23 protein-coding genes, 1 tRNA gene and 4 pseudogenes are annotated in these 23,870 nt (G+C 71.2%); 19 read left to right on the top strand and 9 right to left on the bottom strand.

Annotated elements, in window-relative coordinates; all coding sequences use genetic code 11:
* The first annotated feature begins 44 nt into the window (after nucleotides 1-44).
* Complete coding sequence (fabI, locus tag QQK49_RS07660) at nucleotides 45-803, top strand: enoyl-ACP reductase FabI (protein WP_284303425.1); 759 nt, start codon at nucleotides 45-47, stop codon at nucleotides 801-803.
* A 118-nt stretch (nucleotides 804-921) separates the two neighbouring features.
* The gene (locus QQK49_RS07665; RefSeq protein ID WP_284303426.1) at nucleotides 922-1,617 is read left to right on the top strand and encodes a GNAT family N-acetyltransferase; all 696 of its coding nucleotides are present in this window, start codon (nucleotides 922-924) and stop codon (nucleotides 1,615-1,617) included.
* On the opposite strand, the gene serB is transcribed toward QQK49_RS07665, so the two are convergent.
* On the bottom strand, nucleotides 1,592-2,239 hold the full coding sequence (gene serB / locus QQK49_RS07670) for a phosphoserine phosphatase SerB (RefSeq protein WP_284305846.1): 648 nt from the start codon (nucleotides 2,237-2,239) through the stop codon (nucleotides 1,592-1,594). The genes QQK49_RS07665 and serB overlap by 26 nt on opposite strands.
* A gap of 37 nt (nucleotides 2,240-2,276) precedes the next feature.
* Nucleotides 2,277-3,529: pseudogene (glgC, locus tag QQK49_RS07675) on the bottom strand (glucose-1-phosphate adenylyltransferase).
* A 120-nt stretch (nucleotides 3,530-3,649) separates the two neighbouring features.
* On the opposite strand from glgC, the gene glgA reads away from it, so the two are divergent.
* A complete protein-coding gene (glgA, locus tag QQK49_RS07680; RefSeq protein ID WP_284303427.1) occupies nucleotides 3,650-4,849 on the top strand; it encodes a glycogen synthase in 1,200 nt (399 codons plus the stop codon).
* 31 nt (nucleotides 4,850-4,880) lie between these two features.
* Here glgA and QQK49_RS07685 read toward each other — a convergent pair whose 3' ends face one another.
* Nucleotides 4,881-5,717 carry a hypothetical protein gene (locus QQK49_RS07685; RefSeq protein ID WP_284303428.1) on the bottom strand — a complete coding sequence of 279 codons (837 nt, stop codon included), beginning with the start codon at nucleotides 5,715-5,717 and terminating at the stop codon, nucleotides 4,881-4,883.
* A 26-nt stretch (nucleotides 5,718-5,743) separates the two neighbouring features.
* Between QQK49_RS07685 and QQK49_RS07690 the strand changes: the two are divergent.
* The 5 genes and pseudogenes from QQK49_RS07690 (at nucleotide 5,744) to QQK49_RS07710 (ending at nucleotide 10,194) form a co-directional block, all read left to right on the top strand.
* Nucleotides 5,744-6,555 (top strand): annotated as a pseudogene (locus tag QQK49_RS07690) (ABC transporter ATP-binding protein).
* Between the two features lie 94 nt (nucleotides 6,556-6,649).
* On the top strand, nucleotides 6,650-7,141 hold the full coding sequence (locus tag QQK49_RS07695) for an NfeD family protein (RefSeq protein ID WP_284303429.1): 492 nt from the start codon (nucleotides 6,650-6,652) through the stop codon (nucleotides 7,139-7,141).
* Nucleotides 7,142-7,210: 69 nt separating this feature from the next.
* Entirely contained in the window at nucleotides 7,211-8,473 is a 1,263-nt protein-coding gene (locus QQK49_RS07700) for an SPFH domain-containing protein (RefSeq protein ID WP_284303430.1), read from the top strand.
* A 52-nt stretch (nucleotides 8,474-8,525) separates the two neighbouring features.
* Entirely contained in the window at nucleotides 8,526-9,305 is a 780-nt protein-coding gene (locus QQK49_RS07705; protein ID WP_348536126.1) for a sulfite exporter TauE/SafE family protein, read from the top strand.
* A 52-nt stretch (nucleotides 9,306-9,357) separates the two neighbouring features.
* Nucleotides 9,358-10,194, top strand: coding sequence for a TrmH family RNA methyltransferase (locus QQK49_RS07710; protein WP_284303431.1), 837 nt, complete (start codon nucleotides 9,358-9,360; stop codon nucleotides 10,192-10,194).
* On the opposite strand, the gene QQK49_RS07715 is transcribed toward QQK49_RS07710, so the two are convergent.
* From QQK49_RS07715 to QQK49_RS07725, 3 genes are read right to left on the bottom strand one after another with little or no spacing between them, the layout of a single operon-like run.
* Nucleotides 10,172-10,699 carry a YbhB/YbcL family Raf kinase inhibitor-like protein gene (locus QQK49_RS07715; RefSeq protein WP_284303432.1) on the bottom strand — a complete coding sequence of 176 codons (528 nt, stop codon included), beginning with the start codon at nucleotides 10,697-10,699 and terminating at the stop codon, nucleotides 10,172-10,174. The two genes, QQK49_RS07710 and QQK49_RS07715, sit on opposite strands and share 23 nt — an antisense overlap.
* A gap of 9 nt (nucleotides 10,700-10,708) precedes the next feature.
* Nucleotides 10,709-11,104: a DUF3037 domain-containing protein gene (locus QQK49_RS07720; protein WP_284303433.1), complete on the bottom strand. Its 396-nt coding sequence runs from the start codon at nucleotides 11,102-11,104 to the stop codon at nucleotides 10,709-10,711.
* Nucleotides 11,101-11,880, bottom strand: coding sequence for a HipA family kinase (locus QQK49_RS07725; RefSeq protein WP_348536127.1), 780 nt, complete (start codon nucleotides 11,878-11,880; stop codon nucleotides 11,101-11,103). Before QQK49_RS07725 ends, QQK49_RS07720 begins: the two co-directional genes overlap by 4 nt.
* 75 nt (nucleotides 11,881-11,955) lie before the next feature.
* Here QQK49_RS07725 and QQK49_RS07730 point away from each other — a divergent pair, with 75 nt between their 5' ends.
* From QQK49_RS07730 to QQK49_RS07740, 3 genes are all read left to right on the top strand, one after another.
* A complete protein-coding gene (locus QQK49_RS07730) occupies nucleotides 11,956-12,753 on the top strand; it encodes a lysophospholipid acyltransferase family protein (RefSeq protein WP_284303435.1) in 798 nt (265 codons plus the stop codon).
* A 64-nt stretch (nucleotides 12,754-12,817) separates the two neighbouring features.
* Nucleotides 12,818-15,001: a RecQ family ATP-dependent DNA helicase gene (locus QQK49_RS07735; protein ID WP_284303436.1), complete on the top strand. Its 2,184-nt coding sequence runs from the start codon at nucleotides 12,818-12,820 to the stop codon at nucleotides 14,999-15,001.
* A 284-nt stretch (nucleotides 15,002-15,285) separates the two neighbouring features.
* The gene (locus QQK49_RS07740) at nucleotides 15,286-16,170 is read left to right on the top strand and encodes a PRC and DUF2382 domain-containing protein (protein WP_284303437.1); all 885 of its coding nucleotides are present in this window, start codon (nucleotides 15,286-15,288) and stop codon (nucleotides 16,168-16,170) included.
* A gap of 67 nt (nucleotides 16,171-16,237) precedes the next feature.
* Here QQK49_RS07740 and galE read toward each other — a convergent pair.
* A pseudogene (gene galE, locus QQK49_RS23185) lies at nucleotides 16,238-17,379 on the bottom strand (UDP-glucose 4-epimerase GalE).
* Between galE and QQK49_RS07755 the strand changes: the two are divergent.
* Nucleotides 17,336-17,635, top strand: a complete 300-nt coding sequence (locus tag QQK49_RS07755) for a DUF3263 domain-containing protein (RefSeq protein WP_284303438.1) — start codon at nucleotides 17,336-17,338, stop codon at nucleotides 17,633-17,635. The pseudogene galE and the gene QQK49_RS07755 sit on opposite strands and share 44 nt — an antisense overlap.
* A 58-nt stretch (nucleotides 17,636-17,693) precedes the next feature.
* A tRNA-Leu gene (locus tag QQK49_RS07760) sits at nucleotides 17,694-17,778 on the top strand.
* 93 nt (nucleotides 17,779-17,871) lie between these two features.
* On the opposite strand, the gene QQK49_RS07765 is transcribed toward QQK49_RS07760, so the two are convergent.
* Complete coding sequence (locus tag QQK49_RS07765) at nucleotides 17,872-18,054, bottom strand: DUF5703 family protein (RefSeq protein WP_284303439.1); 183 nt, start codon at nucleotides 18,052-18,054, stop codon at nucleotides 17,872-17,874.
* Nucleotides 18,055-18,205: 151 nt separating this feature from the next.
* Between QQK49_RS07765 and QQK49_RS07770 the strand changes: the two genes are divergently transcribed.
* The 6 genes and pseudogenes from QQK49_RS07770 (at nucleotide 18,206) to mshC (ending at nucleotide 22,945) form a co-directional block, all read left to right on the top strand.
* Nucleotides 18,206-18,568 carry a primosomal protein gene (locus QQK49_RS07770; RefSeq protein WP_284303440.1) on the top strand — a complete coding sequence of 121 codons (363 nt, stop codon included), beginning with the start codon at nucleotides 18,206-18,208 and terminating at the stop codon, nucleotides 18,566-18,568.
* Nucleotides 18,569-19,474 carry an LLM class flavin-dependent oxidoreductase gene (locus QQK49_RS07775; RefSeq protein ID WP_284303442.1) on the top strand — a complete coding sequence of 302 codons (906 nt, stop codon included), beginning with the start codon at nucleotides 18,569-18,571 and terminating at the stop codon, nucleotides 19,472-19,474.
* Between the two features lie 28 nt (nucleotides 19,475-19,502).
* Nucleotides 19,503-20,213, top strand: a complete 711-nt coding sequence (locus tag QQK49_RS07780; protein ID WP_284303443.1) for an MSMEG_4193 family putative phosphomutase — start codon at nucleotides 19,503-19,505, stop codon at nucleotides 20,211-20,213.
* The gene (locus tag QQK49_RS07785) at nucleotides 20,140-20,766 is read left to right on the top strand and encodes a DUF3090 family protein (protein WP_348536128.1); all 627 of its coding nucleotides are present in this window, start codon (nucleotides 20,140-20,142) and stop codon (nucleotides 20,764-20,766) included. Before QQK49_RS07780 ends, QQK49_RS07785 begins: the two co-directional genes overlap by 74 nt.
* Nucleotides 20,763-21,650: an SCO1664 family protein gene (locus QQK49_RS07790; RefSeq protein WP_284303444.1), complete on the top strand. Its 888-nt coding sequence runs from the start codon at nucleotides 20,763-20,765 to the stop codon at nucleotides 21,648-21,650. Before QQK49_RS07785 ends, QQK49_RS07790 begins: the two co-directional genes overlap by 4 nt.
* Nucleotides 21,651-21,681: 31 nt before the next feature.
* Nucleotides 21,682-22,945: pseudogene (gene mshC, locus QQK49_RS07795) on the top strand (cysteine--1-D-myo-inosityl 2-amino-2-deoxy-alpha-D-glucopyranoside ligase).
* Between the two features lie 13 nt (nucleotides 22,946-22,958).
* Here mshC and QQK49_RS07800 read toward each other — a convergent pair.
* Nucleotides 22,959-23,810 carry a PAC2 family protein gene (locus tag QQK49_RS07800; RefSeq protein ID WP_284303445.1) on the bottom strand — a complete coding sequence of 284 codons (852 nt, stop codon included), beginning with the start codon at nucleotides 23,808-23,810 and terminating at the stop codon, nucleotides 22,959-22,961.
* Nucleotides 23,811-23,870: the final 60 nt, after the last annotated feature.

The raw sequence follows: 23,870 nt of genomic DNA on the forward strand, positions 1-23,870 counted from the left end.
CCCGCATCATCGTTCCCGACCCGCACCACGTCCAAGGAGTCCCCATGCCCCTGCTCGACGGCAAGACGATCCTCGTCACCGGCGTGCTCACCGAGTCCTCGATCGCCTTCCACGTCGCCCGCCTGGCTCAGGAGCAGGGCGCGAAGGTCGTCCTCACCTCGTTCGGCCGCGCCGCCAAGATCACGACGGCGATCGCCCGGCGCCTGCCCGAGCCGGCCCCGGTGGTCGAGCTCGACGTGTCCAAGCCGGAGGACTTCGACGCGCTGGCCGAGCGGGTCGGCGAGCACGCCGAGCGCATCGACGGAGTCCTGCACTCCATCGGCTTCGCGCCGCAGGCCGCGTTCGACTTCATGAACGCCTCGTGGGAGGACGTCGCCCCGGCGATGCAGATCTCCGCCTACTCGCTCAAGGCGCTGTCGGTCGCGTGCCTGCCGATGATGCAGGAGGGCGGCTCGGTCGTCGGGCTCACCCTGGACGCCTCCATCGCGTGGAGCGGCTACGACTGGATGGGCGTGGCCAAGGCGGCGTTCGAGTCGACCAGCCGCTACTGCGCACGCGACCTGGGCCCCAAGGGAATCCGCTGCAACCTCGTGGCCGCCGGCCCGATCAGCACCACCGCCGCCAAGAGCATCCCGGCGTTCTCCAAGTTCGCCGAGTGGGGCGAGCACTCGCCGCTCGGGTGGGACATCTCCGACCCCACGCCGGCCGCCAAGGCCTGTGTCGCGCTGCTGTCGGACTGGTTCCCCGCCACCACCGGGGAGATCGTCCACGTCGACGGCGGGTTCCACGCGTTCGGCGGCTGACCGGCGCCTCCCGCGCGGAGCAACACGGCCGCTGTCAGGTCCACATCGTGAAACCCTCACGTGACCAGCGTGGTTCGCCGATAGGACGGTGAAACCCGCCGGTCACGTGAGGACCCCTATGTCGAACGATTCACCGATCTGGACCCCGGCGCGGCATCCGCTGGCCAGGTTCCTGCGGGAGCTCGTGACGGGGACCCGCGCGCCGTACGACGGCGGCTGGATGCGGGTGACCCCCTGGGCACCCCACATCCAGGGCATCCTCGCCTTTCCGGGCCACGCCATCCTCGCGGTCTCCTACGACCACTCCGAGAACGCCCTGACCGAGCTCGGCGTCGACGGATTCGGCGGGGCGCACCACCCGCGCGTCATCACGACCCTGGCGAAGAACGGGTGGATCGACACGCTCGACATGCTGCTGCTCGGTGCCGGTCGCGGCAACGGCAGTGACGACGGAGGCGGGCAGCTCGTCGCCCGCCCCGACCTCGCCCATCACCCGCGCGTCGAGCACGCCAAGCGGATCCGCTCGGAGATCCAGGTCTACGGCAGCCCCGACCCCGCGGTGCACGACGTCGTCGTCCTCGCCCGCGGCATCGGCGGGCTGCGGGAGATCTCCATCGAACTCGACCCCGGCCATCGCGGCCAGGGCCGAGGAACGCGACTGGTCGAGGCGGCGCTGCATTCGGTTCCCGAGAACGAGCTGGTGGTCGTGTGCGTCGCGCCGGCCAACCTGCCCGCCCTGCGGTGCGCCCAGAAGGCGGGGATGCGGCCCTACGGCACCGTTCAGCTGTTCACCGATCGCCCCGAGCGTCGTTGACGTCGTCGGCCCACGCCTCGACGAGGTCGAGCACCGCGGCCAGCGAGCTGCCGTCGAGGACCTCGTCGGCCTGGGCCTGCACCACCGGCTTGGCGCCGAATGCGATGCCGAGGCCCGCCGCGGCCATCATGTCGAGGTCGTTCGCGCCGTCGCCGATCGCGACGGTCCGACTCATCGGGATCCCCTCCTGCTCGGCGAAGCGGCGCAACGCCCGCTCCTTGCCGGCCCGGTCGACGATCTCGCCGTCCACCCGGCCCGTCAGACGTCCCTCGACGACCTCGAGCCGGTTGGCGTGCACGTGCGGAATGCCGTGGGCGCGGGCGAGCGGCTCGACGATCTCGACGAACCCGCCGGAGACCAACCCCACGGCGTGGCCGCGCCGTGACAACCCCGCGAGGAGCACGTCGGCCCCGGGCGTCACGCGCACCGCGCGGTACACCTGCTCGAACACGCCCACGTCGAGTCCCTCGAGCGCACGACACCGCGCCCGGAGGCTGTCGGCGAAGTCGATCTCGCCACGCATGGCCGCCTCGGTGACCGCGGCCACCTCGGCCTCGCGACCGGCGTGACCGGCGAGCAGCTCGATGACCTCCTCACGGATGAACGTCGAGTCGACGTCCATCACGACCAGCAGTCGAGGGTGATCGGAGCCCGCCACGTCAGCCGGAGACGACGGTGTTCTTGGGCACGACGACCACACCGCCCTCGCTCACGTGGAAGCCACGCTCGCGGTCCTTGTCGTGGTCGACGCCGACCTCGGCGCCGTCCTCGAGCACGACGTTCTTGTCGAGGATCGCCTTCTCGACGACGGCCTTGCGACCGATGCGCACGGCGTCGAGGATCACGCTGTCGCTCACCTGGGCGTAGCTGTTGACCCGCACCCGGGGGAGATGACCGAGCCCTCGACCCGCGCGCCGCTGATGACCGCGCCGGGGGAGACCGCCGAGTTGATGGCCTCGCCGAGACGGCCGGTCTCGTTGTGCACGAACTTGGCCGGCGGGTTGCCGGTGTCGGAGGTGTAGATCGGCCAGTCGTAGTTGTAGAGGTTGAAGATGGGGTGGATCGCGATGAGATCCATGTGCGCGTCGTAGTAGGAGTCGAGCGTGCCGACGTCGCGCCAGTAGGCGCGGTCGCGGTCGGTGGCGCCGGGGATGACGTTGTCGTTGAAGTCGTACACGTACCCCTCGCCGCGCTCGACGAAGGCCGGGACGATATCGCCACCCATGTCGTGGCTGCTCTCGTCGTCCTCGGAGTCCTTGACGACCACGTCGCGCAGCACGTCGGCGTCGAAGACGTAGTTGCCCATCGAGGCCAGCACCTCGTTCGGTGAACTCGGCAGTCCCTTGGCGTCCGTGGGCTTCTCGCGCCACCGGCCGATGCGGCGGACGTCGCTCTCGTCGACCTCGATGACACCGAACTGGTCGGCCAGGGAGATCGGCTGCCGGATGGCGGCGACCGTGATCCCGGCGTCGGTCTCGATGTGCTGGTCGACCATCTGGTGGAAGTCCATGCGGTACACGTGGTCGGCGCCCACGACCACGACGATGTCGGGCTTCTCGTCGTCGAGGGTGTTGAGGCTCTGGTAGATGGCGTCGGCGCTGCCCATGTACCACTGCTTGCCCATGCGCTGCTGGGCCGGGATGGGGGCGACGTAGTTGCCGAGGAGGTTGGACATGCGCCACGTGCGGGCGATGTGCCGGTCGAGGCTGTGCGACTTGTACTGGGTCAGGACGACGACCTTGAGATAGCCCGAGTTGACGACGTTGCTCAGGGCGAAGTCGATCAGACGGTAGATGCCGCCGAAGGGGACGGCGGGCTTGGCGCGATCGGCGGTGAGAGGCATCAGTCGTTTGCCTTCTCCTCCGGCCAGGACGATGGCGAGCACCTTGGGGTTACGTGTCAGACGCCTCATGTACGCCAACCTACCGGTGCCGCGCGGCCGATGGGAGGTCCGAGGTCCTGCTGTGCGCAAGGGAGTCGAGGGGCACGTCGTCGGAGCCTGCGGGCCCGCCCGGACGTCTAGGGTGAGCGTGTGCGCGTAGACATCCTGACCAAGGAATATCCCCCTCAGATCTACGGTGGTGCCGGTGTGCACGTCGCCGAGCTGACCCGCGCGTTGCGGGCCCGCGGCGACGTCGACGCCCGGGTGCGCTGCTTCGGTGGACCACGGGAGGAGCCCGGCACGACGGGGTACCCCGACATCGCCGAACTCGCCGGGGCCAACGCCGCGTTGGCCACCCTCGGGGTCGACCTCGCGATGGCGGACGACTGCGTCGGCGCCGACCTCGTCCACTCCCACACGTGGTACGCCAACATGGCCGGGCACGTCGCCTCCCTGCTCGCCGGCGTCCCCCACGTGATCTCGGCGCACTCCCTGGAGCCGTTGCGGCCGTGGAAGGCCGAACAGCTCGGCGGCGGCTACCGCGTCTCGTCCTGGGTGGAGCGCACCGCGTACGAGAGTGCGGCGGGGATCATCGCCGTCAGCCACGGCATGCGCGCCGACATCCTCGCGTGCTACCCCGACATCGACCCCGACAAGGTCGCCGTGGTCCACAACGGCATCGACTCCACCGACTGGCAGCCGGATCACTCCGACGCCGGCAAGGACGTCTGCCGCCGCCACGGGATGGACCCGGACGCCCCGTCCGTCGTCTTCGTCGGCCGCATCACCCGGCAGAAGGGGCTGCCCCACCTGCTCCGCGCAGCGGCGGCGCTGCCTCCCGACGTCCAGCTCGTCCTGTGCGCCGGCGCGCCCGACACCCCCGAGATCATGGCGGAGGTCGAGGCCCTCATCACCGAGTTGCGCCGCAGCCGTGAGGGTGTCGTGTGGATCGCCGAGCACCTGCCCCGCGAGCAGGTCGTCGCCATCGAGTCCAACGCGACGGTGTTCGCCTGCCCGTCGGTGTACGAGCCCCTGGGCATCGTCAACCTCGAGGCCATGGCCTGCGAGGCGCCGGTCGTCGCCACGGCCACCGGCGGCATCCCCGAGGTCGTCGTCGACGGCGAGACGGGCTGGCTCGTCCCCATCGAGCAGGTCAAGGACGGCACCGGCACACCTGTGGACCCGGCCCGGTTCGAGGCAGACCTCGCCGCGGCGTTGACCGACGCGGTCGGCGACCCGGAACGCGCCCGGCAGCGTGGCCTGGCCGGACGCGCCCGTGCGGTCGAGGAGTTCTCCTGGCACGCCATCGGCGACCGCACCCTGGAGGTCTACCGCGACGTCCTGTCCTGAGGCGACGTACTCCTGAGGCGACTTTCGAGCGTCAGGACCCACCGGCGAGGTCGAAGCACGCCGCGCACGCCGAGGAGGCGAGGGCGCGGCGTGCCTGCTGCGCCACCGACCGCAGGACGCGTGAGCGGTGCTCACCCGCGGCCAGGGTGGGCGCGTCGTGGAGGTGCTCCAGCGCGGTGGTGGCGATGGTCTCGATCGTCGCCGCCTGCGTGAGGACCCGGCGTAGTCGCGCCGGAACGTCGGGCGGGAGTCCCCATCGGCCGGAGGCGAGGCGTTCGTCGGCGAGGTCGCGCAGCCCGGAGTCCCAGGCGCGCACGTCGAGTCCCTCGAGCGCCTCGGTGGCCTCGATGGTCGCCGCGCGCAGACGGCGTTCGACGTCGGCTGCCGTGACCTGCCCGAGCACATGGGCCGGGGGCGGGGTGCAGTCGTAGGACTCCCACCGCACGATCTCGCCTCGGTCGCCGGCCGGTCCGAAGGTCTCGAACGCGGGCACGAGCGCCCCACCGACCAGTGGCGACCAGGCGCACTCGCCCGCCTCGACCGCGGCTCCGACGAACTCCGGATCACCACGGGGCAGCCCGACCAGATCGCCGGGGGCGGGGAGGGAGAGGAGCACGACGCGTTCGCCGAGTTGGGACCACAGGTCGAGCCGGGCGATCGCCGCGGCCGCGTCGACGTCGGGGATGTCCGGGGTCGCGGCGGCCACCGCCTCGGGGAGGTCGACACCTCGCCTCGCCAACGCGAGGGTCGACCAGATCGCGAACCGGACGGAGGCGGGGAGTTCGGGCACCGGCTCAGCGTAGGAGAACTCCGCACGGGGACAGCGGCGGCTTTCGCGGACGACCTGCGGATCCGGTGCCTCGAACACGCCGCGCTCCCGCTAGGGTCGTCCCCATGAGTGACGTGCTCGCATTCGCCGGCGTGACCGTGACCCGCGGGGACAAGGACCTGCTCGCGGACGTCGACTGGGAGATCGAAGAGGGTCAGCGCTGGGTCGTGCTCGGCCCCAACGGCGCGGGCAAGACGACGTTGCTCCAGATGGCCTCGGCGCGCATGCACCCCACCCGTGGTGTCGCCGGAGTCCTCGGTGAGGTCCTCGGCGCCGTCGACGTCTTCGAGCTCCGGCCCCGGATCGGCCTGGCCAGCGCGTCGCTGGCCGACCAGGTCCCGGGGGACGAGAAGGTGTCCGACGTCGTGGTCACGGCCTCCTACGGGGTCGTCGGCCGCTGGCGCGAGACCTACGACCGGCTCGACCTCGCGCGGGCGGGTGACCTGCTCGACGCGCTCGGCGTGGCCCACCTCGCCGATCGCCGCTACGGCACCCTCAGCGAGGGGAGCGCAAGCGGGTCCAGATCGCACGAGCCCTGATGACCGACCCCGAACTCATGCTCCTCGACGAGCCCGCCGCCGGGTTGGACCTCGGCGGCCGTGAGGACCTCGTGGCCCGGCTGGGCCTGCTCGCCGAAGACCTCGACGCGCCGGCCCTCGTCCTCGTCACCCACCACGTCGAGGAGATCCCGCCGGGATTCACCGACGTGCTCCTGCTCCGGGAGGGGCGGGTCGTCGCGGCGGGTCCGATCGAGATCACGCTCACCGAGGCCAACCTCAAGGAGACCTTCGGACTCGACGTCGTCCTCGAACAGCACGGCCGGCGCTACAGCGCCCGTGCGGCGGTTCCGGAGCCCGAGGAGGCGTCGTCGAACTGAGTTGGCGGACACGGCTTTCGGCCTTTCCGGGAATTCTCGGACGAATTCCGGGCGTTGAAGCCACAACGCCCACCGAACACGAGAGGCTGGACGCATGGACTGGGACTGGCTGAGCGAGAACGGATGGGCCGTGTGGCTCGGCCTGGCCCTGGCACTGGGTGCCATCGAGGCCGCCACCGCCGACTTCATCTTCCTCATGCTGGCCGGAGGTGCTGTCGCGGGACTCGTGGCGGGGGTCTTCACCGAGAGCATCGCGATCCAGCTGATCGCCGCTTCGATCACGGCTCTGGTCCTCCTGGTCACGGTGCGCCCCGTGCTCAAGCGGCACATGCTCGACCGCCTTCCCGGCACCGGGATGGGCATCGAGACCTACGCGGGCAAGGGGGCCGTGGTCACCGCCGCCGTCGACGAGAACGACGGACGCGTCGAGGTCGACCACGAGGAGTGGAGCGCCCGCACCGACCGGCCCACCATCCCGCTACCACCGGGGACCGACGTCACCATCGTGCGCGTCGACGGCGCGACCCTCGTGGTCGAACCCACCCCCGGCATCCAGGACTCCGTCGCCGGGGAGGACCGACCGTAGGCCAGGCATCACCGGCCCACGGACACGACTGTCAAGAAGGACCGTTCTCACACAAGGGGAGTGACACGTATGGATCTGATCGGGCCCATCCTGCTCGCGCTGATGGTGCTGTTCGTGGTGGTGATCGTCGTGCGCTCGGTGCGGATCGTGCCGCAGCAGACGTCGCTGATCATCGAACGGCTGGGAAAGTACTCGCGCACGCTCGACGCCGGCATCCACGTCATCGTGCCCTTCGTCGACAAGGTGCGCGCCAACATCGACCAGCGTGAGCAGGTGGTCTCGTTCCCGCCGCAGCCGGTGATCACCAGCGACAACCTGGTCGTCAACATCGACACGGTCATCTACTACGCCGTCACCGACCCCAAGGCCGCCGTCTACGGCATCGCCAACTTCATCCAGGGCATCGAGCAGCTCACCGTCACCACGCTGCGTAACGTCATCGGCTCCATGGACCTGGAGCAGACGCTGACCAGCCGTGACCAGATCAACGGTCAGCTCCGCGGAGTGCTCGACGACGCCACCGGCAAGTGGGGCATCCGGGTGGGCCGCGTCGAGCTCAAGGCGATCGACCCGCCGCACTCGGTGCAGGACTCGATGGAGAAGCAGATGCGTGCCGAGCGTGACCGGCGCGCGACCATCCTCACGGCCGAGGGTGTCAAGCAGTCCGCGATCCTCGAGGCCGAGGGTGAGAAGCAGAGCCAGATCCTGCGCGCCGAGGGTTCGGCGCAGGCGCGCATCCTCGAGGCCCAGGGTCAGGCGCGAGCCATCAAGCAGGTCTTCGAGGCCATCCACAAGGGCAAGCCCAACCAGCAGCTGCTCGCCTACCAGTACCTGCAGGTCCTCCCGCAGCTCGCGCGCGGCGACTCCAACAAGATGTGGATCGTCCCGAGCGAGTTCACCGACGCCATGAAGGGATTCGGCAACGCGTTCGGCGCCGAGGGCTTCAAGTTCCCCGGTGGGTCCAACGAGGTCGAAGAGGCCGAGTTCGACGACGACACCGACGCGTTCGAGGACATCACGCTGCAGGACCCGCACGAGGCTCTCGAGCAGGCCCGTCGTGAGGCGTCGGCCACCTCGGCGGAGGTCGACGACACCGCCGCCACCCTGCGCGGCGACCAGCGCAAGAAGCAGCAGCGTCCGTCCCTGCAGGGTCAGGATCAGGTGCCCGCCATCGGGGGCGTCGCCCCGGGCATGCCCGGCACCACGCCGTTCGACACGGTTCCCGGCGCCGAACCGGCCGGTGGATCGACCGCCGCGGACCCCGTCCCGCCGCGGGAGCCGGTCCAGGAGCCGCAGCCGGGTCAGGACCCGCAGCCGCCGCGCCAGGGCTGAGGCCCACGCAGGCCGGATCTGCGCAACACCCCGTCACCACTAAGGTGGCGGGGTGTCGGTGTTCGAGGTGGTGGCGATCGTGCTCGCCGGGGTCGCTGCGGGAACGATCAACACGATCGTGGGGTCGGGGTCGCTGGTCACCTTTCCCACCCTGTTGTTCTTCGGCTACCCGCCCGTGATCGCCAACATGTCGAACACCGTGGGGCTGGTCGGTGGCGGTGTCACCGGCGTGCACGGGTATCGCCGCGAACTCGGCGGCGCCGGACCGGTGCTGCGCCGGCTGATCCCGGCGTCACTGCTGGGCGGGATCACGGGCGGGTTGCTGTTGCTGGTCCTGCCGCCGGAGGTCTTCGAGGTGGTCGTCCCGGCGCTCATCGCCCTCGGGGTGGTCCTCGTCCTGCTCGGTCCACGGCTGCAGCGACGGACCGCCCGCCGGCGAGCGGAGCAGGTGGAGGCGAGCGGACGGGCCGATCACGCCTCCCTGGCCCACCGCATCGGTCTGCCGGTGGCCATCTACCTCGCCGGTGTCTACGGCGGCTACTTCGGGGCGGCCCAGGGCGTCATCCTCGTCGGGATCATGGGCGTGATGCTCTCCGAGGGTCTCCAGACGATCAACGGCATCAAGAACGTGCTCGGGCTCGTCGTCAACGCCGTGTCGGCGCTGGTGTTCATCGTCGTCGCTGGGTCGTCCATCGCGTGGTGGGCCGTCCTCTGCCTCGGCGCCGGCGCGATGCTGGGGGAGTGCTCGGCGCCGGTATCGGCCGCCGGTTGCCCCCTGTGCTGCTCCGCGCCGTCATCGTCGTCATCGGCGTGGTGGCGATCGCGCAGATGACCCTGTTCTCCTGACCCTGCTCGCCAGCCCGCCCGACGACGAAGGCCACCGCATGAGGATCGACATCGAGGACCCCACCGACGACCGGGTCTGCGACTACTTCCGACTCACCGACGTCGCCCTGCGACGCCGTCTCGAACCGGAGCGGGGCCTGTACCTGGCCGAGAGCGAGAAGGTGATCCGGCGGGCCCTGGCGGCGGGTCACCGTCCGCGATCGTTCCTCATGGCCCGCAAGTGGCTGGAGGACATGGCCGACCTCGTGCGGTCCGCCGAGGACGACGGGGTGCCGGTCTACGTCGCCGGGGATGACGTCATCCGCGAGATGACCGGGTTCCACCTGCACCGGGGAGCGCTGGCGTCGATGCAGCGTCCGGTCCTGCCGGAGCTCGCCGAGGTCCTCACCGGCGCGCGCCGGGTGATCGTCCTGGAGGACATCGTCGATCACACCAACGTCGGGGCCGTGTTCCGCTCCGCGGCTGCGCTCGGGGTCGACGCCGTCCTCGTGACCCCGCGATGCGCGGACCCGTTGTACCGACGCAGCGTGCGGGTCTCGATGGGCACGGTGTTCCAGGTGCCGTGGACGCGCACGGGGGAGTGGCCCGGGGGCGTCGCCGACCTGCAGGCCCTCGGGTTCACGGTGGCCGCCTTCGCACTGGAGGCGGACGCGGTCGACCTCGACGACCTGGCCGTGGACCCGCCCGAGCGGCTGGCGCTCGTCATGGGCGCCGAGGGAGACGGCCTCGGCCACCGGACGGTCACCGGGAGTGACCTGGTGGTCCGTATCCCGATGGCCGGAGGCGTCGACTCCCTCAACGTGGCCGCGGCCTCGGCCGTGGCGATGTGGGCGTTGCGTGTGCCCGAGGAGCTCAGGCCTGGTACATCCCCGTGAGGACGGCGCGGCCCAGGGTGTGCTCGAGCATGACGAACGACGCCTTGGTGGGGGAGTCGTCCGGGTCGAGCGACAGGTCCGCGACGTCGAGGGCGTGCACGGCGAACATGTAGCGGTGCGGGACGTCGCCCTCGGGCGGGGCCGCGCCACCGAAGTCCTTGGTGCCGTAGTCGTTACGCAGCTGGATCGTGCCGTGCGGGAGACCTCCGCCGACCGAACCGGCTCCGGCGGCGAGTTCGGTGACGTCGGCGGGCAGGCCGACGACGAACCAGTGCCAGAAGCCCGAGGGGGTCGGGGCGTCGGGGTCGAAGCAGCTCACGGCGTAGCTCTGGGTGCCCTCCGGGGCGCCGGACCAGCGCAGCTCGGGCGAGCGGTTCTCGCCGCCGAAGGTCTGCGCCTCGGGCAGCGCGCCACCGTCGGAGAACTCCGGGCTCTCCAGGGTGAAGGACGCCACCTGCGGGAGGAGGTCGTACGGGTCTGGGGCTTGGGGTCGCTCGAGGCTCATGCCTCGACCCTAACGGCCTCCACCGACAGGCGCGACGAGGAGGCCGAGCAGTCGCGTGAGTTCGGCCACGGGGTCCGTCGTCAGCCCGCCGTGACGCGGGCCGGGCTGCAGGACGGTGCTGCGCGGCGCGGCGATCCAGCCGAACCTCGCTCCCTGCTTCGGCATCTCGTCGCGGGCGACGTCGCCGGAGCAGACGGCGCGGATCCGCTCCAACGAGGCGCTGAGGGCATCCAGATCCACGTCGGGATCCAGCGCGGTGAGGCGCTCGGGGTGGATCTCGTGGCCGCTGATCAACACCTCGGCCTCCTGGCAGAACAGCACGATCCCGACGTTGACGAACTCCTCACGCTCGACGCGGGGCACGCACCGCAGGGTGACGTACTGGTAGGGCAGCAGCGCACTCATGCCGCACCACCCCCGGGCAGCCAGGCGGCCGGCGCGTCCGAGCGGGCCGTGAGGCAGTCGAGGTAGGCGCGACGGAGGGCGGCGACGTCGGGGAGGTCCTGCGTCGTCTCGAGCCAGTCCGCCGGCACGCTGTCGACGACCTCGGTGAGCACCTCGGGTGTCAGCGTCGCCGCGAACTCCTCGTGCCGGGCGGCGAGACGGTCCGCCACTCCCGGGACGCCCCACAGCACGTGGCGGTCCACGTCGAACCGTTGGGCCGCGAAACGCTCGGGTGAGGGCGCGCGGGAGGGCCAGGAGTGGTGGAAGTACAAGGCCGCCCCGTGGTCGATCGCGGCCAGGCGGTCGTGCCACCACAGCAGGTTGGGGTTGTGCCAGGTGCGGTCGACGTTGGCGGTGAAGGCGTCGAGCCACACGATCGCCGCCGCGACGTCGGCCGAGGGCTGCCGGGCGCCGTCGTAGCCGAAGGAGCCGGGCAGGAAGTCCATGCCGAGGTTGGTGCCGAGCGAGGCGTCGAGCAGGTCCTGGACCTCCTCGTCGGCCTCGTACCGGGCGATGGCCGGCTCGAGGTCGGCCACGACCAGATCGGGCACGAACACCCCGATCCGGCGGCCCAGCAGACCGACGATGACCTCGGCCACCAGCACCTTGGGGCCTTGCCCGGCACCGCGGAACTTGACCACGTAGATGCCGTCGTCGTCGGCCTCCATGAGGCCGGGCATGGACCCTCCTTCGCGGAGGGGCAGGACGTAGCGGGTCGCCCGCACGGTCGGTAGCACCCACCCAGCTTAGGAGACCGCACGCCGGCCCGGCTCCGGCGAGGAGCGCGGCCGGTCGCGGGCTACGGTGTGCCCATGGAACCGGTCTACACGCCCGTCATCGGGGTCGCCCGCACCTTGTTCGCCGCCGAGGGCCTGCGCTTCCGGCTGTCGGGGACCGAGCACTTCCCCACCACCGGTGGCGGTGTCGTGGTCATGAACCACCTGTCCTACCTCGACTTCGCCTACGCCGGCCTGGCGGCGCGTCCGGCCGGTCGGGTCATCCGCTTCATGTGCAAGGACACGATCTTCGACCACCCCGTGGCCGGCCCGCTCATGCGCGGGATGAAGCACATCCCCGTCGACCGCGAGAGCGGCTCGGCCTCGTTCCGGGCCGCCCTGACCGCACTCAAGGCGGGCGAGTTGATCGGCGTGTTCCCGGAGGCGACGATCTCCCGCTCGTTCGAGCTCAAGGAGTTCAAGTCGGGCGCGATCCGCATGGCCCAGGCGGCGAGGGTGCCGCTGATCCCCGTGGTGCTGTGGGGCAGCCAGCGGGTGTGGACCAAGGGGCACCCCAAGCGGCTCGGCCGGACGAACACCCCGATCTCGATCGACGTGGGGGAGCCCATGGTCGTCGAGCGGCGGGCCGACACCGAGGCCGCCATGGCCGAGCTCCGGTCGCGCATGACGACGATGCTGCACGCCGCGCAGGACGCCTACCCCACCGTGCCCTGGGGGGACCGCGCCTTCATCCCGGCCCGTCTGGGTGGGACGGCCCCGACGCTGGAGGAGGCCACCGCCCTCGACCTGGAGGACATCCGGGCGCGGCGGGAGAAGCGACTGCGCGAGGGTAAGTCGGTGGCGGGGGACCTGGAGGAGACCCCCGAGCCCTGACGCGAGGCGGGGCACCGGTCCGCGCCGTCGAAGGGCTGTCGGTGCCCACCCCTAGGGTCGGGGCATGAGCAGCAGCAGCGACACGTCCTCACCCGTCCTCGACGACTCCGGCACGGCTGCACGGGCCGGGTCGCCCGAGCCGTCCGAGGCTCGGTCGGGGTTGACGCAGGAGCAGGAGCGGATCGCCGCAGGGGTCATCACCCGGCTGGCCGGTCCGCAGGCCCGGCTGCGGCCCGATCAGGAGACCGCGGTGGCCGCGCTGACCAGGCCCGGGGCGCGGGCGCTGGTCGTCCAAGCCACGGGATGGGGCAAGTCGGCGGTGTACTGGGCCGCCACGGCCCTGCGTCGTGCGGCCGGCGCCGGTCCGACGCTCGTCGTCTCGCCGCTGCTCTCCCTGATGGCCGACCAGGTGGCGGCGGCGGAGCGGGCGGGTCTCGTGGCGGTCACCGTCAACTCGGGCAATCTCGACGCCTGGGGTGAGATCGAGGCGAGCATCCGCGCCGACGAGGTCGACGTCCTGCTCGTCTCACCCGAGCGGCTCGCCAACCCGGGGTTCGGTCGCCGCGTCCTCGAGGGCCTGCGCGGTCGGCTCGGGTTGCTGGTGGTCGACGAGGCCCACTCCGTGTCCGACTGGGGCCACGACTTCCGTCCCGACTACCGCCGCGTCGCCGACACCTGGCGCGATCTCGATCCCGACTGTCCCGTCCTGGCCACGACGGCCACGGCCAACGCCCGCGTCACCGAGGACATCGCCCGGCAGCTCGGGCCGGCCACCCTCGTGTTGCGTGGCCCGCTCGCGCGCTCGAGCCTGCAGCTCGTCGTCCTGCCCGAGCTCGACCCCCTGGCCCGTTACGCCTGGGTGATCGAGCACCTGAGGACGCTGCCCGGGTCGGGGATCGTGTACGCCCTCACGGTGGCCGACGCCGAACGCCTGGCCGAGGCGGTGAGGCGCGAGCTGCCCGACGTCCCCGTGGCCGCGTACACCGGCAGGCTCACGCCGCAGGAGCGCGCGAGGCTCGAGCAGGACCTCCGCGGCAACCGGGTCAAGGCGCTGGTCGCGACCTCGGCCCTGGGCATGGGCTTCGACAAGCCCGATCTCGGTTTCGTCGTGCACGTCGGCTCGCCGCCCTCACCGGTCTCGTACTACCAGCAGGTCGGTCGTGCCGGGCGAGGCATCGACCACGCCCTCGTCGCGCTGCTGCCCTCCCGCGGTGACGAGGGCATCTGGGAGCACTTCGCCACAGCCACCCTGCCCGACCCCGAACAGGTCCGGGCCATCCTCTCCACGCTCGAGGCCGCGGCACCGGAGGCGCTCAGCGTCGTCGCGCTGGAGGCGCAGACCGGGGTGCGGCGGGGGCGGGTCGAACTGCTCACCAAGCAGCTCGCGGTCGACGGGTGCGTGGAGCGGGTCGAGGGCGGCTGGGTGCGCACCGATCGTCCGTGGGAGTACGACGCGGCCCACTACGACGGGATCGTGGCGGTCCGCCGCCGCGAGGCCGACATCATGCGCGACTACATCGCGGGCCGTGACTGTCTCATGGCCCTGCTGCAGCGCTCCCTCGACGACCCGGCCGCACAGCCGTGCGGGCGGTGCTCGGTGTGCCTGGGGCGCCTGCCGGACGGGTTGTCCGAACAGCCCGCACCCGACCTCGTCATGCGTGTGGGGGCGCAGTTGCGCACCCGGTTCCACGAGCTCGAGCCGCGCAAGATGTGGCCTGGGGCTCCGTTCGGGCGCCGGGGTCGCATCCCGGCCGGGGAGGCGGCCGCGCCCGGGCGCGTTCTCATCCACGCGGACGCACCCGAATGGCGGGGCTACCTGCAGGAGTTCGCGCGCGACGAGACCTCGCAGGTCCTGCTCGACCACGCCGTCTCGGTGCTCGCGGACTGGAAGGGCTCGTGGGAGACGCGTCCGGAGGTGGTCGTCGCGCTCGACGCCGAGGGACATCCCCGGGTGACCGAGTCACTGGCCGAACACCTGGCCGCGGTGGGACGGCTCGACCGGGCGGGCCTGACGCTCGCGCCGAACGAGGCGACGGGCGAGTCCGAGGCCGGAGGCGGGGCGGAGGCGGCGATGTGGGCACGCCGCCTCGACGTGCCGGAGGCCGAGGCGCAGCGGTTGGCCGGACGCCAGGTGCTGCTCGTCGTGGACTCGACGTCGACCGGATGGGTGGTGACGGTGGCCGCATCGCTGCTCAGATCGCACGGCGCACGGGGAGTGCTCCCGTTGCTCATCTATCGTCGTCCGTGACAACACTCGTGGGCCGACCAGGGGCGCTGTGGCGATTATCAGGGCGGAATCGACTGCGCCTCAAGGCCTTCCGACACGGCTCCGAAGAAGTTTCGTTCGAGACGTTTGCTCGCCGCGGAGTCCGGGCAATGGGCTCCCGTACGCAAGCTCGGCCGCTTTCCCCACGAGGGAGAGATCGGGGTGAGGGCAGAGAACGTCCTCGATCGCGACAGCGCCGGTAAGCCCGACGCGGGTCGTGGCCTTGCAAGCGCGAGGCCGGGGCCCGACTACGAGAGGAAGACCAGATGGTCGACAACGACATGACGCACGACGACATCAACCGCCTCCACAACGCCAACGTCATCGACGAGAACGGTGACAAGGTCGGTTCTGTCGGCCAGATCTACCTGGACGACCAGACCAACCGTCCCACCTGGGTGACGGTCAAGACGGGTCTGTTCGGCACCAAGGAGACCTTCGTCCCGTTCGAGCGCGCGACGCAGGACAACGGTGACATCCGTGTGCCGTACACCAAGGACTTCATCAAGGACGCGCCGAACATGGACGCGGACCACCACATCTCGGAGCAGGAAGAGGACGAGCTCTACCGCTACTACAACATCGGTGACGGCACGACCGACGTGCGTCGTGACGACGCCGGTGTCGCCGCCGCCGGTACCGCCGGTGCTGCCGGTGGAGTCGCGGGTGCTCGTGACCACGACCGCCGTGATGTGGACGTCGACCGCGACCGCAACCTGGACCGCGATCGTGACCTCGACGGCGACCGCGACCGCAACCTGCGTGAGGGCGACGACTCGATGGTGCGCCGCGAGGAGGAGCTCCACGTCGGCAAGGAGCGCGTCCAGACCGGTCGTGTCCGCCTGCGCAAGCACGTCGTGACCGAGCGTGAGACCGTCGAGGTCCCGGTCGAGCGCGAAGAGGTGCAGGTCACCCGCGAGCCGGTTCGTGACGGCGAGGTCGGTGGCCGTATCGGCGGCGACGAGGAGATCGCTGTCGACCTTCACGAGGAGCGCCCCGTGGTCGAGAAGGAGACCGTCGCCAAGGAGCGCATCGGTCTCGACACCGAGACCCACCGCGACACCGAGCGCGTCTCCGGCGAGGTCCGCAAGGAGCAGGTCGAGGTCGAGCGTGACGGTGACGTCATCCGCGATGACGAGAAGCGTCGCTGATCTCTGAACGATCGACGAAGGCCCCGGACCTGCTGGTCCGGGGCCTTCGCGTGTGTCGGCGGGCTGATCAGGCGTGGCTCTGCATGAACCGCCAGGCGTCGGCGACGATGTCGTGCAGGGACAGCTCCGGGCGCCAGCCCAGCTCGGTCGCGGCCCGTGCGGAGGACGCGACGAGGGTCGCCGGGTCACCTGGGCGGCGGGGCTCGACCTGGGCGGGGATGGCGTGTCCGGTGACCTCGCGGCAGGCGTCGAGGACCTGGGTGACGGAGTAGCCCGTTCCGCTGCCGAGGTTGAAGACGCGGTGCTCGTCCGGGACGGAGCTCTCGAGGGCGAGCAGGTGCGCCCGTCCGAGGTCGACGACGTGCAGGTAGTCCCGCACGGCGGTGCCGTCGGCGGTCGGGTAGTCGTCCCCGAAGATCGACATCGCCTGCCGTCCACCGGCCGGCACCATGAGCACGTTGGGGATGAGGTGGGTCTCCACGGCGTGGCGTTCGCCGAACCGCTCGCGCGCGCCGCCGACGTTGAAGTAGCGCAGCGACGTGGCGCCGATCCCGTGGGCCTTCGCGTAGCCGGTGAGCAGCATGTCGACGGCCAGCTTGGAGTGGCCGTAGGGGTTGATGGGGGAGGGCGTGACGTCCTCGGTGATGGGGAGACCTCGGGCTCGCCGTAGACGGCCGCCGTCGAGGAGAAGACGACACGCGGGATGCCCGCGGCACGGACCGCGTCGAAGAGTCGGAACGAGCCGACGACGTTGTTCTCCCAGTAGATCTCGGGCTTGGCCACCGACTCGCCCACGAGCGACTTGGCCGCGAAGTGCAGGACGCCGTCGAAGTCTCCGCCGGCGAGGATCTCCCCGGCGTCGTGGATGCGGCACTCGACCAGCGTCGCGCCGTCGGGGACGGCGTCCGCGTGCCCGGTCGACAGATCGTCGACGACGGTGACGTCGTGCCCCGCCTCGACGAGTTGGGACGTGACGACCGATCCGATGTACCCGGCCCCCCGGTGACGACGAGCTTCATGTGTTCCCCTCCTGCTGTCGCAAGGGCCCGAGCCTCGGGCCGGTCTCACTCTAGGGGAGGGGTCTGCGGGCCGTTCGTGGTCCTCGGGCGGCTCAGCACGACAGGTGGGTGGCCGATGGGGCCATCGACCGGTTGAAAGGATTCTGATGCGACGACCGTACCGACGCTCGGGTCTGAGCGAGCGTGACATCGCGGTGATCGAGATCGAGCGCCGTTGGGGGCCGGGGCCGTCGGCGGTGTCGATGAAGCTCGACGACGCCGCGGACCATCTCGGCATGGACGCCCGCACCTACACGCTCATCGTCAACAGCCTCATCGACGATCCCCGCGCCCACGAGATCGATCCCAAGACGATGGGTCAGCTGCGCGCGATCCGGGATCAGCACCGGGACGCACGCGCCGCGGCCACCGCCGTGGAGCCGGAGGCGTTTCGCGTCGAACCGTAGCCCCGTGCTAATGTTCCGGAGGTCGCGCGAGGCCGGAACAGGTTCCCGCGCACACCTCGTCCGGGTGGCGGAATGGCAGACGCGCTAGCTTGAGGTGCTAGTGCCCTTTATCGGGCGTGGGGGTTCAAGTCCCCCTCCGGACACAGACAGCAAGGGCCCTCTTCGTGAGGGCCCTTCGTCGTTCCTGCGGCCGCTGTACACCGTGCCTCGCTCGCCGGTGGACCCCGTACCGCCGATCACGGTCGGGGCACGCGGATGATCTTGCGCCGCAACCAGATCCGTCGCCGTCCACCCAGATAGACGCGATGCCGCGCCAACTCCCACTGCCCGTACTCCGCCTCTGCGGAGAGCAGTGCCCGGATCTCGCCGCGCTGCAGTCGCGGGGGCAACGTCATGACGCGGTATTCGTACTCGACCATCGACTCCAGTGTCGCATCCGCCCCGGTGCGGCGGCGTATCCGGCGTTCGCATCACCCGGCACCGCCCGCCGCGGGAGCCGTTGTCCCCATTGCGCGAGACATCCGGAGATTCGACCTGCCGAGAAGGCACCTGAGGGGGTAGCGTCGAGACATGAGTGCTGACCCCCGGGCCGCCCTGGTCACCTTCGTCACTGCCCTCGAACGGCATCTCGAGGCGGCATCGTCGCGCCGCGGGGAGAACGATCCGGCCGTGGTCGCCGCCTATCAGGCCGTCGCCGAGGCGTTCGACGCCTACGAGGACGCCCTCATGGACGCGTTCGAGGAGGTCACGCCGCTGGAGATCTTCACCGACGACGAGTTCGACGACGACGACTTCGACGACGACGACTTCGACGATGATGACGACGACGATGACGACTCGGACGACGATGATGACGACGACGAATCGGACGACGACTCCGACGACGACTCGCCGGACGACGGGCGCGACCGCTTCGCTCGTCCGAGCAGGTAGATGCCGACGCTGCGTCGCGCGCTGATCCTGCCTCACGGGGCCACCCCCTCCGACGACATCGCCCTGACCGCCGAGGCGATCACGCGCGGGTTCGACGCCGTCTGGGTCGGGGAGCGCACGACCGCCACGGCAACGCCACGCCTCGCGGCCCTCGCGGCGACCACGGCCACGATCGGGCTCGGCGCGGGGCTCGTTCCGCTGAACAGCCGCAGCGTGGATCACCTCGAGGAGACGCTGTCGACGCTGTCCCTCCTCGCGCCGGGGCGGGTCGGCCTCGCGTTCGCGCTACCGACGACCCTGGCGGGTTCGGCGCGTCCGAGCTGGTCGGGGCATCTGGCCGAGCTGTCGACCCTGGTCCGGCGGGCGGGGATCCCGCCGACGGCGGCCGTCGCCGAGGTGTCGACGGCCACCCTGGCGGCCGAACACGTCGACCGGCTCGTCCTGCGAGGGGCGTCGGTCGCTCTGACCGCGGAGATCACCGCGGCTCTGGCCCGTCGTGAGGCGCCGCCGCAGATCGAGGTGTGGCTCGACCTGGCCGTGGGCCAGGGGGCACTCGACACGCTGCGACCCGTCGTCGCCGAGCGCCTCGCGGTCCCGGGCGTCGCCGGTCACGCGACCGCACTCCTCATCGCCCGTCGTGACTACGCAGGGCTCCAAGCGGATGTCGAGTCCGCCTACGCCCGTGGGGATCTCGCTGAGGCCACGCGCAACGTGCCCGACGCGTTCGTCGAGGCGACGTGCTTCACCGGTGGGTCCGAAGCGCTCACCGGCCGAGTGCGGGCCTACGCGCAGGCAGGGGCCGCCGGAGTGGGTGTCCTCGCGCACGGAGACGAGGTCCACCCGCCGACCTCCGTGATCGCGGCGTTCGCCGCAGCCCACGACGCGGCCGACACTGACGCCGCCTGAACGGAACCCGGCCGATACGCTGGCTGTCGTGGCCACTGCTCTGCTCGTCCGCCATGGCCGTACGACGGCCAACGCCACCGGGATCCTCGCCGGATGGAGTTCCGGGGTCGACCTCGACGACACCGGCCGGGAGCAGGCCGCAGCCCTGGCCGCTCGCGTGGCGTCCCTCCCGGTCGTGGAGATCGTCTCGAGCCCCCTGACCCGGTGCCTGCAGACCACCGACGAGCTACGCCGCGGCGCGTGGAGCGAGGTGCCGGTCACCGAGTGCGACGACCTGGGGGAGTGCCGGTACGGCGCCTGGACCGGGCGGCCGCTCTCGGAACTGGCCGAGGATCCCCTCTGGCGGACGGTCCAGCACCAGCCCGGCGCGGCCACCTTCCCGGCCTCGTCGGAGTATCGGCACGAGTCGATCCGTCAGATGGCCGACCGGGCGGTCGCCGCGATGCGGGGCATCGATGCCAGGGTCGAGGCCGACCACGGACCGTCGGCCCTCTGGGTCGCGGTCTCCCACGGCGACGTCATCAAGGCGATCCTCGCCGACGCGGCCGGGACCCATCTCGATCTCTTCCAACGCTTCACGGTCGGCCCGGCCTCCCTCAGCGTCGTCCGGTACACCGCCGCGCGCCCCTACCTCCTGCGGTGCAACGACACGGGAGAGGATCTCGGTGGCCTGGCGGCCCCGCCCGCGACATCGGAGGCGTCCGAGGGCGGCGCCGGGGTCGTCGGCGGCGGGGTCTGAGCAGGTAGGCCAGCCGTACGGTTTACGGTGGTCCTATGGCCGTCATCGACTACGACCCCCGGAGCGCTTCGTCGCCGGGACCGTCGGCCCTCCCGGCCAGCGACAGTTCTACCTGCAGGCCAGCGGCGGTGGACGGGTGACCTCGGTCGCCCTGGAGAAGGCGCAGGTGGGGATCCTCGCGGAACGGGTCGTGGATCTGCTGGAGGAGTATGCGCCCGACGTCGGCATCGAGCTGATCCCGGACAACGCTCCTCTGGACATGCCGCTGGAGGAGGAGTTCACGGTCGGCACCATGCGCCTCGACTGGGACCCCGCCACGCGCCGCATGGTCCTGCACCTGGTGCCCATCGGCGAGGAGGTCGACGAGGACACCGACCTGGCCGACATCGACGTCGCCTGCCTGCGGGTCAGCCTGGACATCGCCGCCGCCCGCGCCTTCGCCGACCGCAGCGCCCGGGTCGTGGCCGCGGGCCGGCCGCCCTGCCCGTTCTGCGGCTCCCCGCTGGACCCGGCCGGACACGTGTGTCCCCGGGCCAACGGCTACAAGCGGTGACGCCGGTCACGGCGGACGAGCTGGCCTCCACCGTCGCGGACCACGGCGTCGAGGTCGTCGGACGGTTGCTCGACGCCTCGAACGTCGCGTTCTTCGCCACCACGGGCGACACCCCGGTGATCTACAAGCCGATCCGCGGCGAGCGGCCGCTGTGGGACTTTCCGACGGGTTGCCTGGCCCACCGCGAGCGGGCCTCGTTCCTGCTCGACCAGGCCGCCGGGTTCGGCATCGTCCCGCCGACGGTGTTGCACGACGGGCCGCTCGGGCCCGGGTCGGTGCAGTTCTGGGTCACCGATCCCGACGCGTTGCTCACGGGTGAGGAGACCGACCCGAGCGACGACCTCGTCGAGCTCGGCGACCTGGACGACAGCGATGTCGGCGACGACGGCGACGGTCAGGCGGCGCGGACGTTGTTCGTCCTGGCTCCGCCGGCGGAGTTGAGACCGCCGTGGCTGCCCGTGTTCACGGGGGAGTTGTCCGACGGGCGCGAGGTGGTGTTGGCGCACGCGGACTCCGGTGAGTTGCGGTCGGTCGCCGTGCTCGACGCCGTGCTCAACAACAGCGACCGCAAGGGCTCCCACCTGCTGCGATCCCCCGAGGGGCACCTGTGGGGCATCGACCAGGGGTTGTGCCTGCACGAGCAGCCGAAGCTGCGGACGGTCCTGTGGGGGTGGGCCGGGGAGCCGCTGCCGCCGGCCGACCTGGAACGGATCCACCGCCTGGCCGAGGCCCTGCGCGGCGAGGAGCTCATCGACGAACTCGGCGACCTCCTCACGACGCAGGAGCTCGGCGCGCTGACGCGGCGCGTCGACAGGCTCGTCGAGACCGGGCGTCACCCGACGCCCCAACCGGGCTGGCCGTCCGTCCCGTGGCCCGCTCTCTGAGGTGGTCGGTGGTGCCGACTACGATCACGCCGTGATCGCCTGGCCCGCACCCGACCGTGTCCCCCTACCCGGCGAGGGGGAGATCCCGACCATCCACGACACGCAGACGGACAGTCGTCGGCGGCTCCGCGTCGACGGCGGCTCGGCCGGCGTGTACGTGTGCGGGATCACCCCCTACGACGCGACGCACATGGGCCACGCGGCCACCTACGTGACGGTCGATCTGCTCAACCGGGCGCTGCTCGACGCCGGCGCGGAGGTGCGTTTCGTCCAGAACGTCACCGACGTCGACGATCCGCTGCTGGAACGCGCGAAGCGTGACGGTGTGGACTGGCGTGATCTGGCGGCCTCGGAGATCCAGCTCTTCCGCGACGACATGACGGCGCTGTCGGTCATCCCCCGGACCACTTCGTCGGTGTCGTCGAGAGCGTCGACCTCATCGGCCGCGACGTCGTGGCGCTGCTGGAGTCCGGCGCGGCCTACCGCATCGGTGTGGCCGACGACTCCGGCGAGGGACAGGACGACGTCTACCTCGACCTCGGGCAGCGCGAGGACTTCGGTCGCTCCAGCCGCTTCACCCGAGAGCAGATGGATGAGGTCTTCGCCGACCGCGGTGGCGATCCCGACCGCGTCGGCAAACGCGACCATCTCGACCCGCTGCTCTGGCGCGCGGCCCGCGAGGGGAGCCGTCCTGGCAGGTCCCGGGCCTGCCCGAGGGACGCCCCGGGTGGCACATCGAGTGCTCGACGATCGCGACGCGGTACCTCGGCACCCACTTCACGGTGCAGTGCGGCGGCACCGACCTCGTGTTCCCCCACCACGAGATGAGCGCGGTCCAGGTGTCGGCGCTCTACGGCGAGGGGGCGTTCGCCGACGCCTACCTGCACCAGGCCATGGTGGGGTTGGACGGCGAGAAGATGAGCAAGTCCAAGGGCAACCTCGTGCTCGTCTCGCGGCTGCGCGCCGAGGGCGAGGACCCCGCCGCCATCCGCCTGCTCCTGCTGGCCCACCACTACCGCACCCCGTGGGACTGGACCGACGAGGGCTTCGAGGCGGCTCGCGAACGCCTGGCCCGGTGGCGGTGGGCCGACGTGCGCACCCGGGAGGTCGTGGGCGGTCTCGGAACGGCCACGGGGCTGCTGGCCACCGTGCGGACGCACCTGGCCGACGACCTCGACACCCCGGCCGCGTTGGCCGCGATCGACGCCTGGGTCGAGCAGGGCGCCGACCCGGCGGACCTGGGCGAGGCTCCGCTGGCCGACATCGTCGGAACACTGCTGGGCGTCCGCCTCTGAGGTCGAGCCGAGATCAGCCCTGGGGTTCGTCCCCGCGGCGTCGCAGGTACCGCTCGAACTCGCGGGCGATGGCGTCGCCGGAGGCCTCCGGGCGATCGGCGGTGTCCTGCGCGGACTCCAGCGCCTGCACGTACTCGGCGATCTCGTCGTCGGAGCCGGCCAGCTCGTCGACGCCGCGCTCCCACGCGCGGGCCAGGTCGTCGAGTTCTCCCTGCGGCAGCGGCACGTCGAGGATCTCCTCGAGGCGACCGAGCAGGGCCAGCGTCGCCTTGGGGGAGTTGTGCCCGCCCGCGTAGTGCGGCACGGAGACCCAGATGGAGACGCACGGCAGGTCCGACTGCGCCGCGGCGTCGGCCAGCACGCCGACGATGCCGGTGTGGCCCTCGTAGGTGTTGGGTTCGAGGTCGTGGCGCTCGAGGAGCTCGGGGTCCTCGGCCGTGGTGAAGACCGGGCACGGACGCGTGTGCGGCACGTCGGCCAGCAGCGCCCCCAGGCACACGAGCATCTCGGCGCCGACCTCGTGCGCGAGGGTGAGGAGTTCGACGACGAAGGAACGCCACCGCTGGGAGGGTTCGATGCCCTCGATGAGGAGCACGTCGCGACCGAAACCCGTCTCGGTGGCCAGCAGGACGCGGGTCGTCGGCCAGGTGATGCGTCGCGTGCCCTCGTGGAAGGCGACGTGGGGGCGGTTGACCTGGAAGTCGTAGTAGTCCTCGGGGTCCACGGCGGCCACCGGCTCGGCTCCCCACGCCTCCGCCAGGTGTCCGATCACCGACGAGGCGGCCTCACCCGCGTCGTTCCATCCCTCGAACGCCGCGACGACGATCGGGCGACGCAGCTCGGGAATGTCCTCGACCTCGATCATGCGCGGCTCACTTCGCTCATCGGTCCAGACTACGGGGCGTCGGGGGGTTGTCGGCGCAGG

It is taken from the genome of Mobilicoccus caccae (genome assembly GCF_030161635.1).
In the GTDB taxonomy this organism is placed as follows: domain Bacteria; phylum Actinomycetota; class Actinomycetes; order Actinomycetales; family Dermatophilaceae; genus Mobilicoccus; species Mobilicoccus caccae.

Coding starts and splice junctions, on each gene's coding strand:
- QQK49_RS07695 (WP_284303429.1), top strand. CDS start 6,650: ATGGACTGGGACTGGCTGAGCGAGAACGGATGGGCCGTGTGGCTCGGC.
- QQK49_RS07730 (WP_284303435.1), top strand. CDS start 11,956: ATGGAACCGGTCTACACGCCCGTCATCGGGGTCGCCCGCACCTTGTTC.
- QQK49_RS07710 (WP_284303431.1), top strand. CDS start 9,358: ATGAGGATCGACATCGAGGACCCCACCGACGACCGGGTCTGCGACTAC.
- QQK49_RS07770 (WP_284303440.1), top strand. CDS start 18,206: ATGAGTGCTGACCCCCGGGCCGCCCTGGTCACCTTCGTCACTGCCCTC.
- QQK49_RS07665 (WP_284303426.1), top strand. CDS start 922: ATGTCGAACGATTCACCGATCTGGACCCCGGCGCGGCATCCGCTGGCC.
- QQK49_RS07755 (WP_284303438.1), top strand. CDS start 17,336: ATGCGACGACCGTACCGACGCTCGGGTCTGAGCGAGCGTGACATCGCG.
- QQK49_RS07700 (WP_284303430.1), top strand. CDS start 7,211: ATGGATCTGATCGGGCCCATCCTGCTCGCGCTGATGGTGCTGTTCGTG.
- QQK49_RS07740 (WP_284303437.1), top strand. CDS start 15,286: ATGGTCGACAACGACATGACGCACGACGACATCAACCGCCTCCACAAC.
- QQK49_RS07720 (WP_284303433.1), bottom strand. CDS start 11,104: ATGAGTGCGCTGCTGCCCTACCAGTACGTCACCCTGCGGTGCGTGCCC.
- QQK49_RS07715 (WP_284303432.1), bottom strand. CDS start 10,699: ATGAGCCTCGAGCGACCCCAAGCCCCAGACCCGTACGACCTCCTCCCG.
- QQK49_RS07735 (WP_284303436.1), top strand. CDS start 12,818: ATGAGCAGCAGCAGCGACACGTCCTCACCCGTCCTCGACGACTCCGGC.
- fabI (WP_284303425.1), top strand. CDS start 45: ATGCCCCTGCTCGACGGCAAGACGATCCTCGTCACCGGCGTGCTCACC.
- serB (WP_284305846.1), bottom strand. CDS start 2,239: ATGGACGTCGACTCGACGTTCATCCGTGAGGAGGTCATCGAGCTGCTC.
- QQK49_RS07800 (WP_284303445.1), bottom strand. CDS start 23,810: ATGATCGAGGTCGAGGACATTCCCGAGCTGCGTCGCCCGATCGTCGTC.
- QQK49_RS07765 (WP_284303439.1), bottom strand. CDS start 18,054: ATGGTCGAGTACGAATACCGCGTCATGACGTTGCCCCCGCGACTGCAG.
- QQK49_RS07775 (WP_284303442.1), top strand. CDS start 18,569: ATGCCGACGCTGCGTCGCGCGCTGATCCTGCCTCACGGGGCCACCCCC.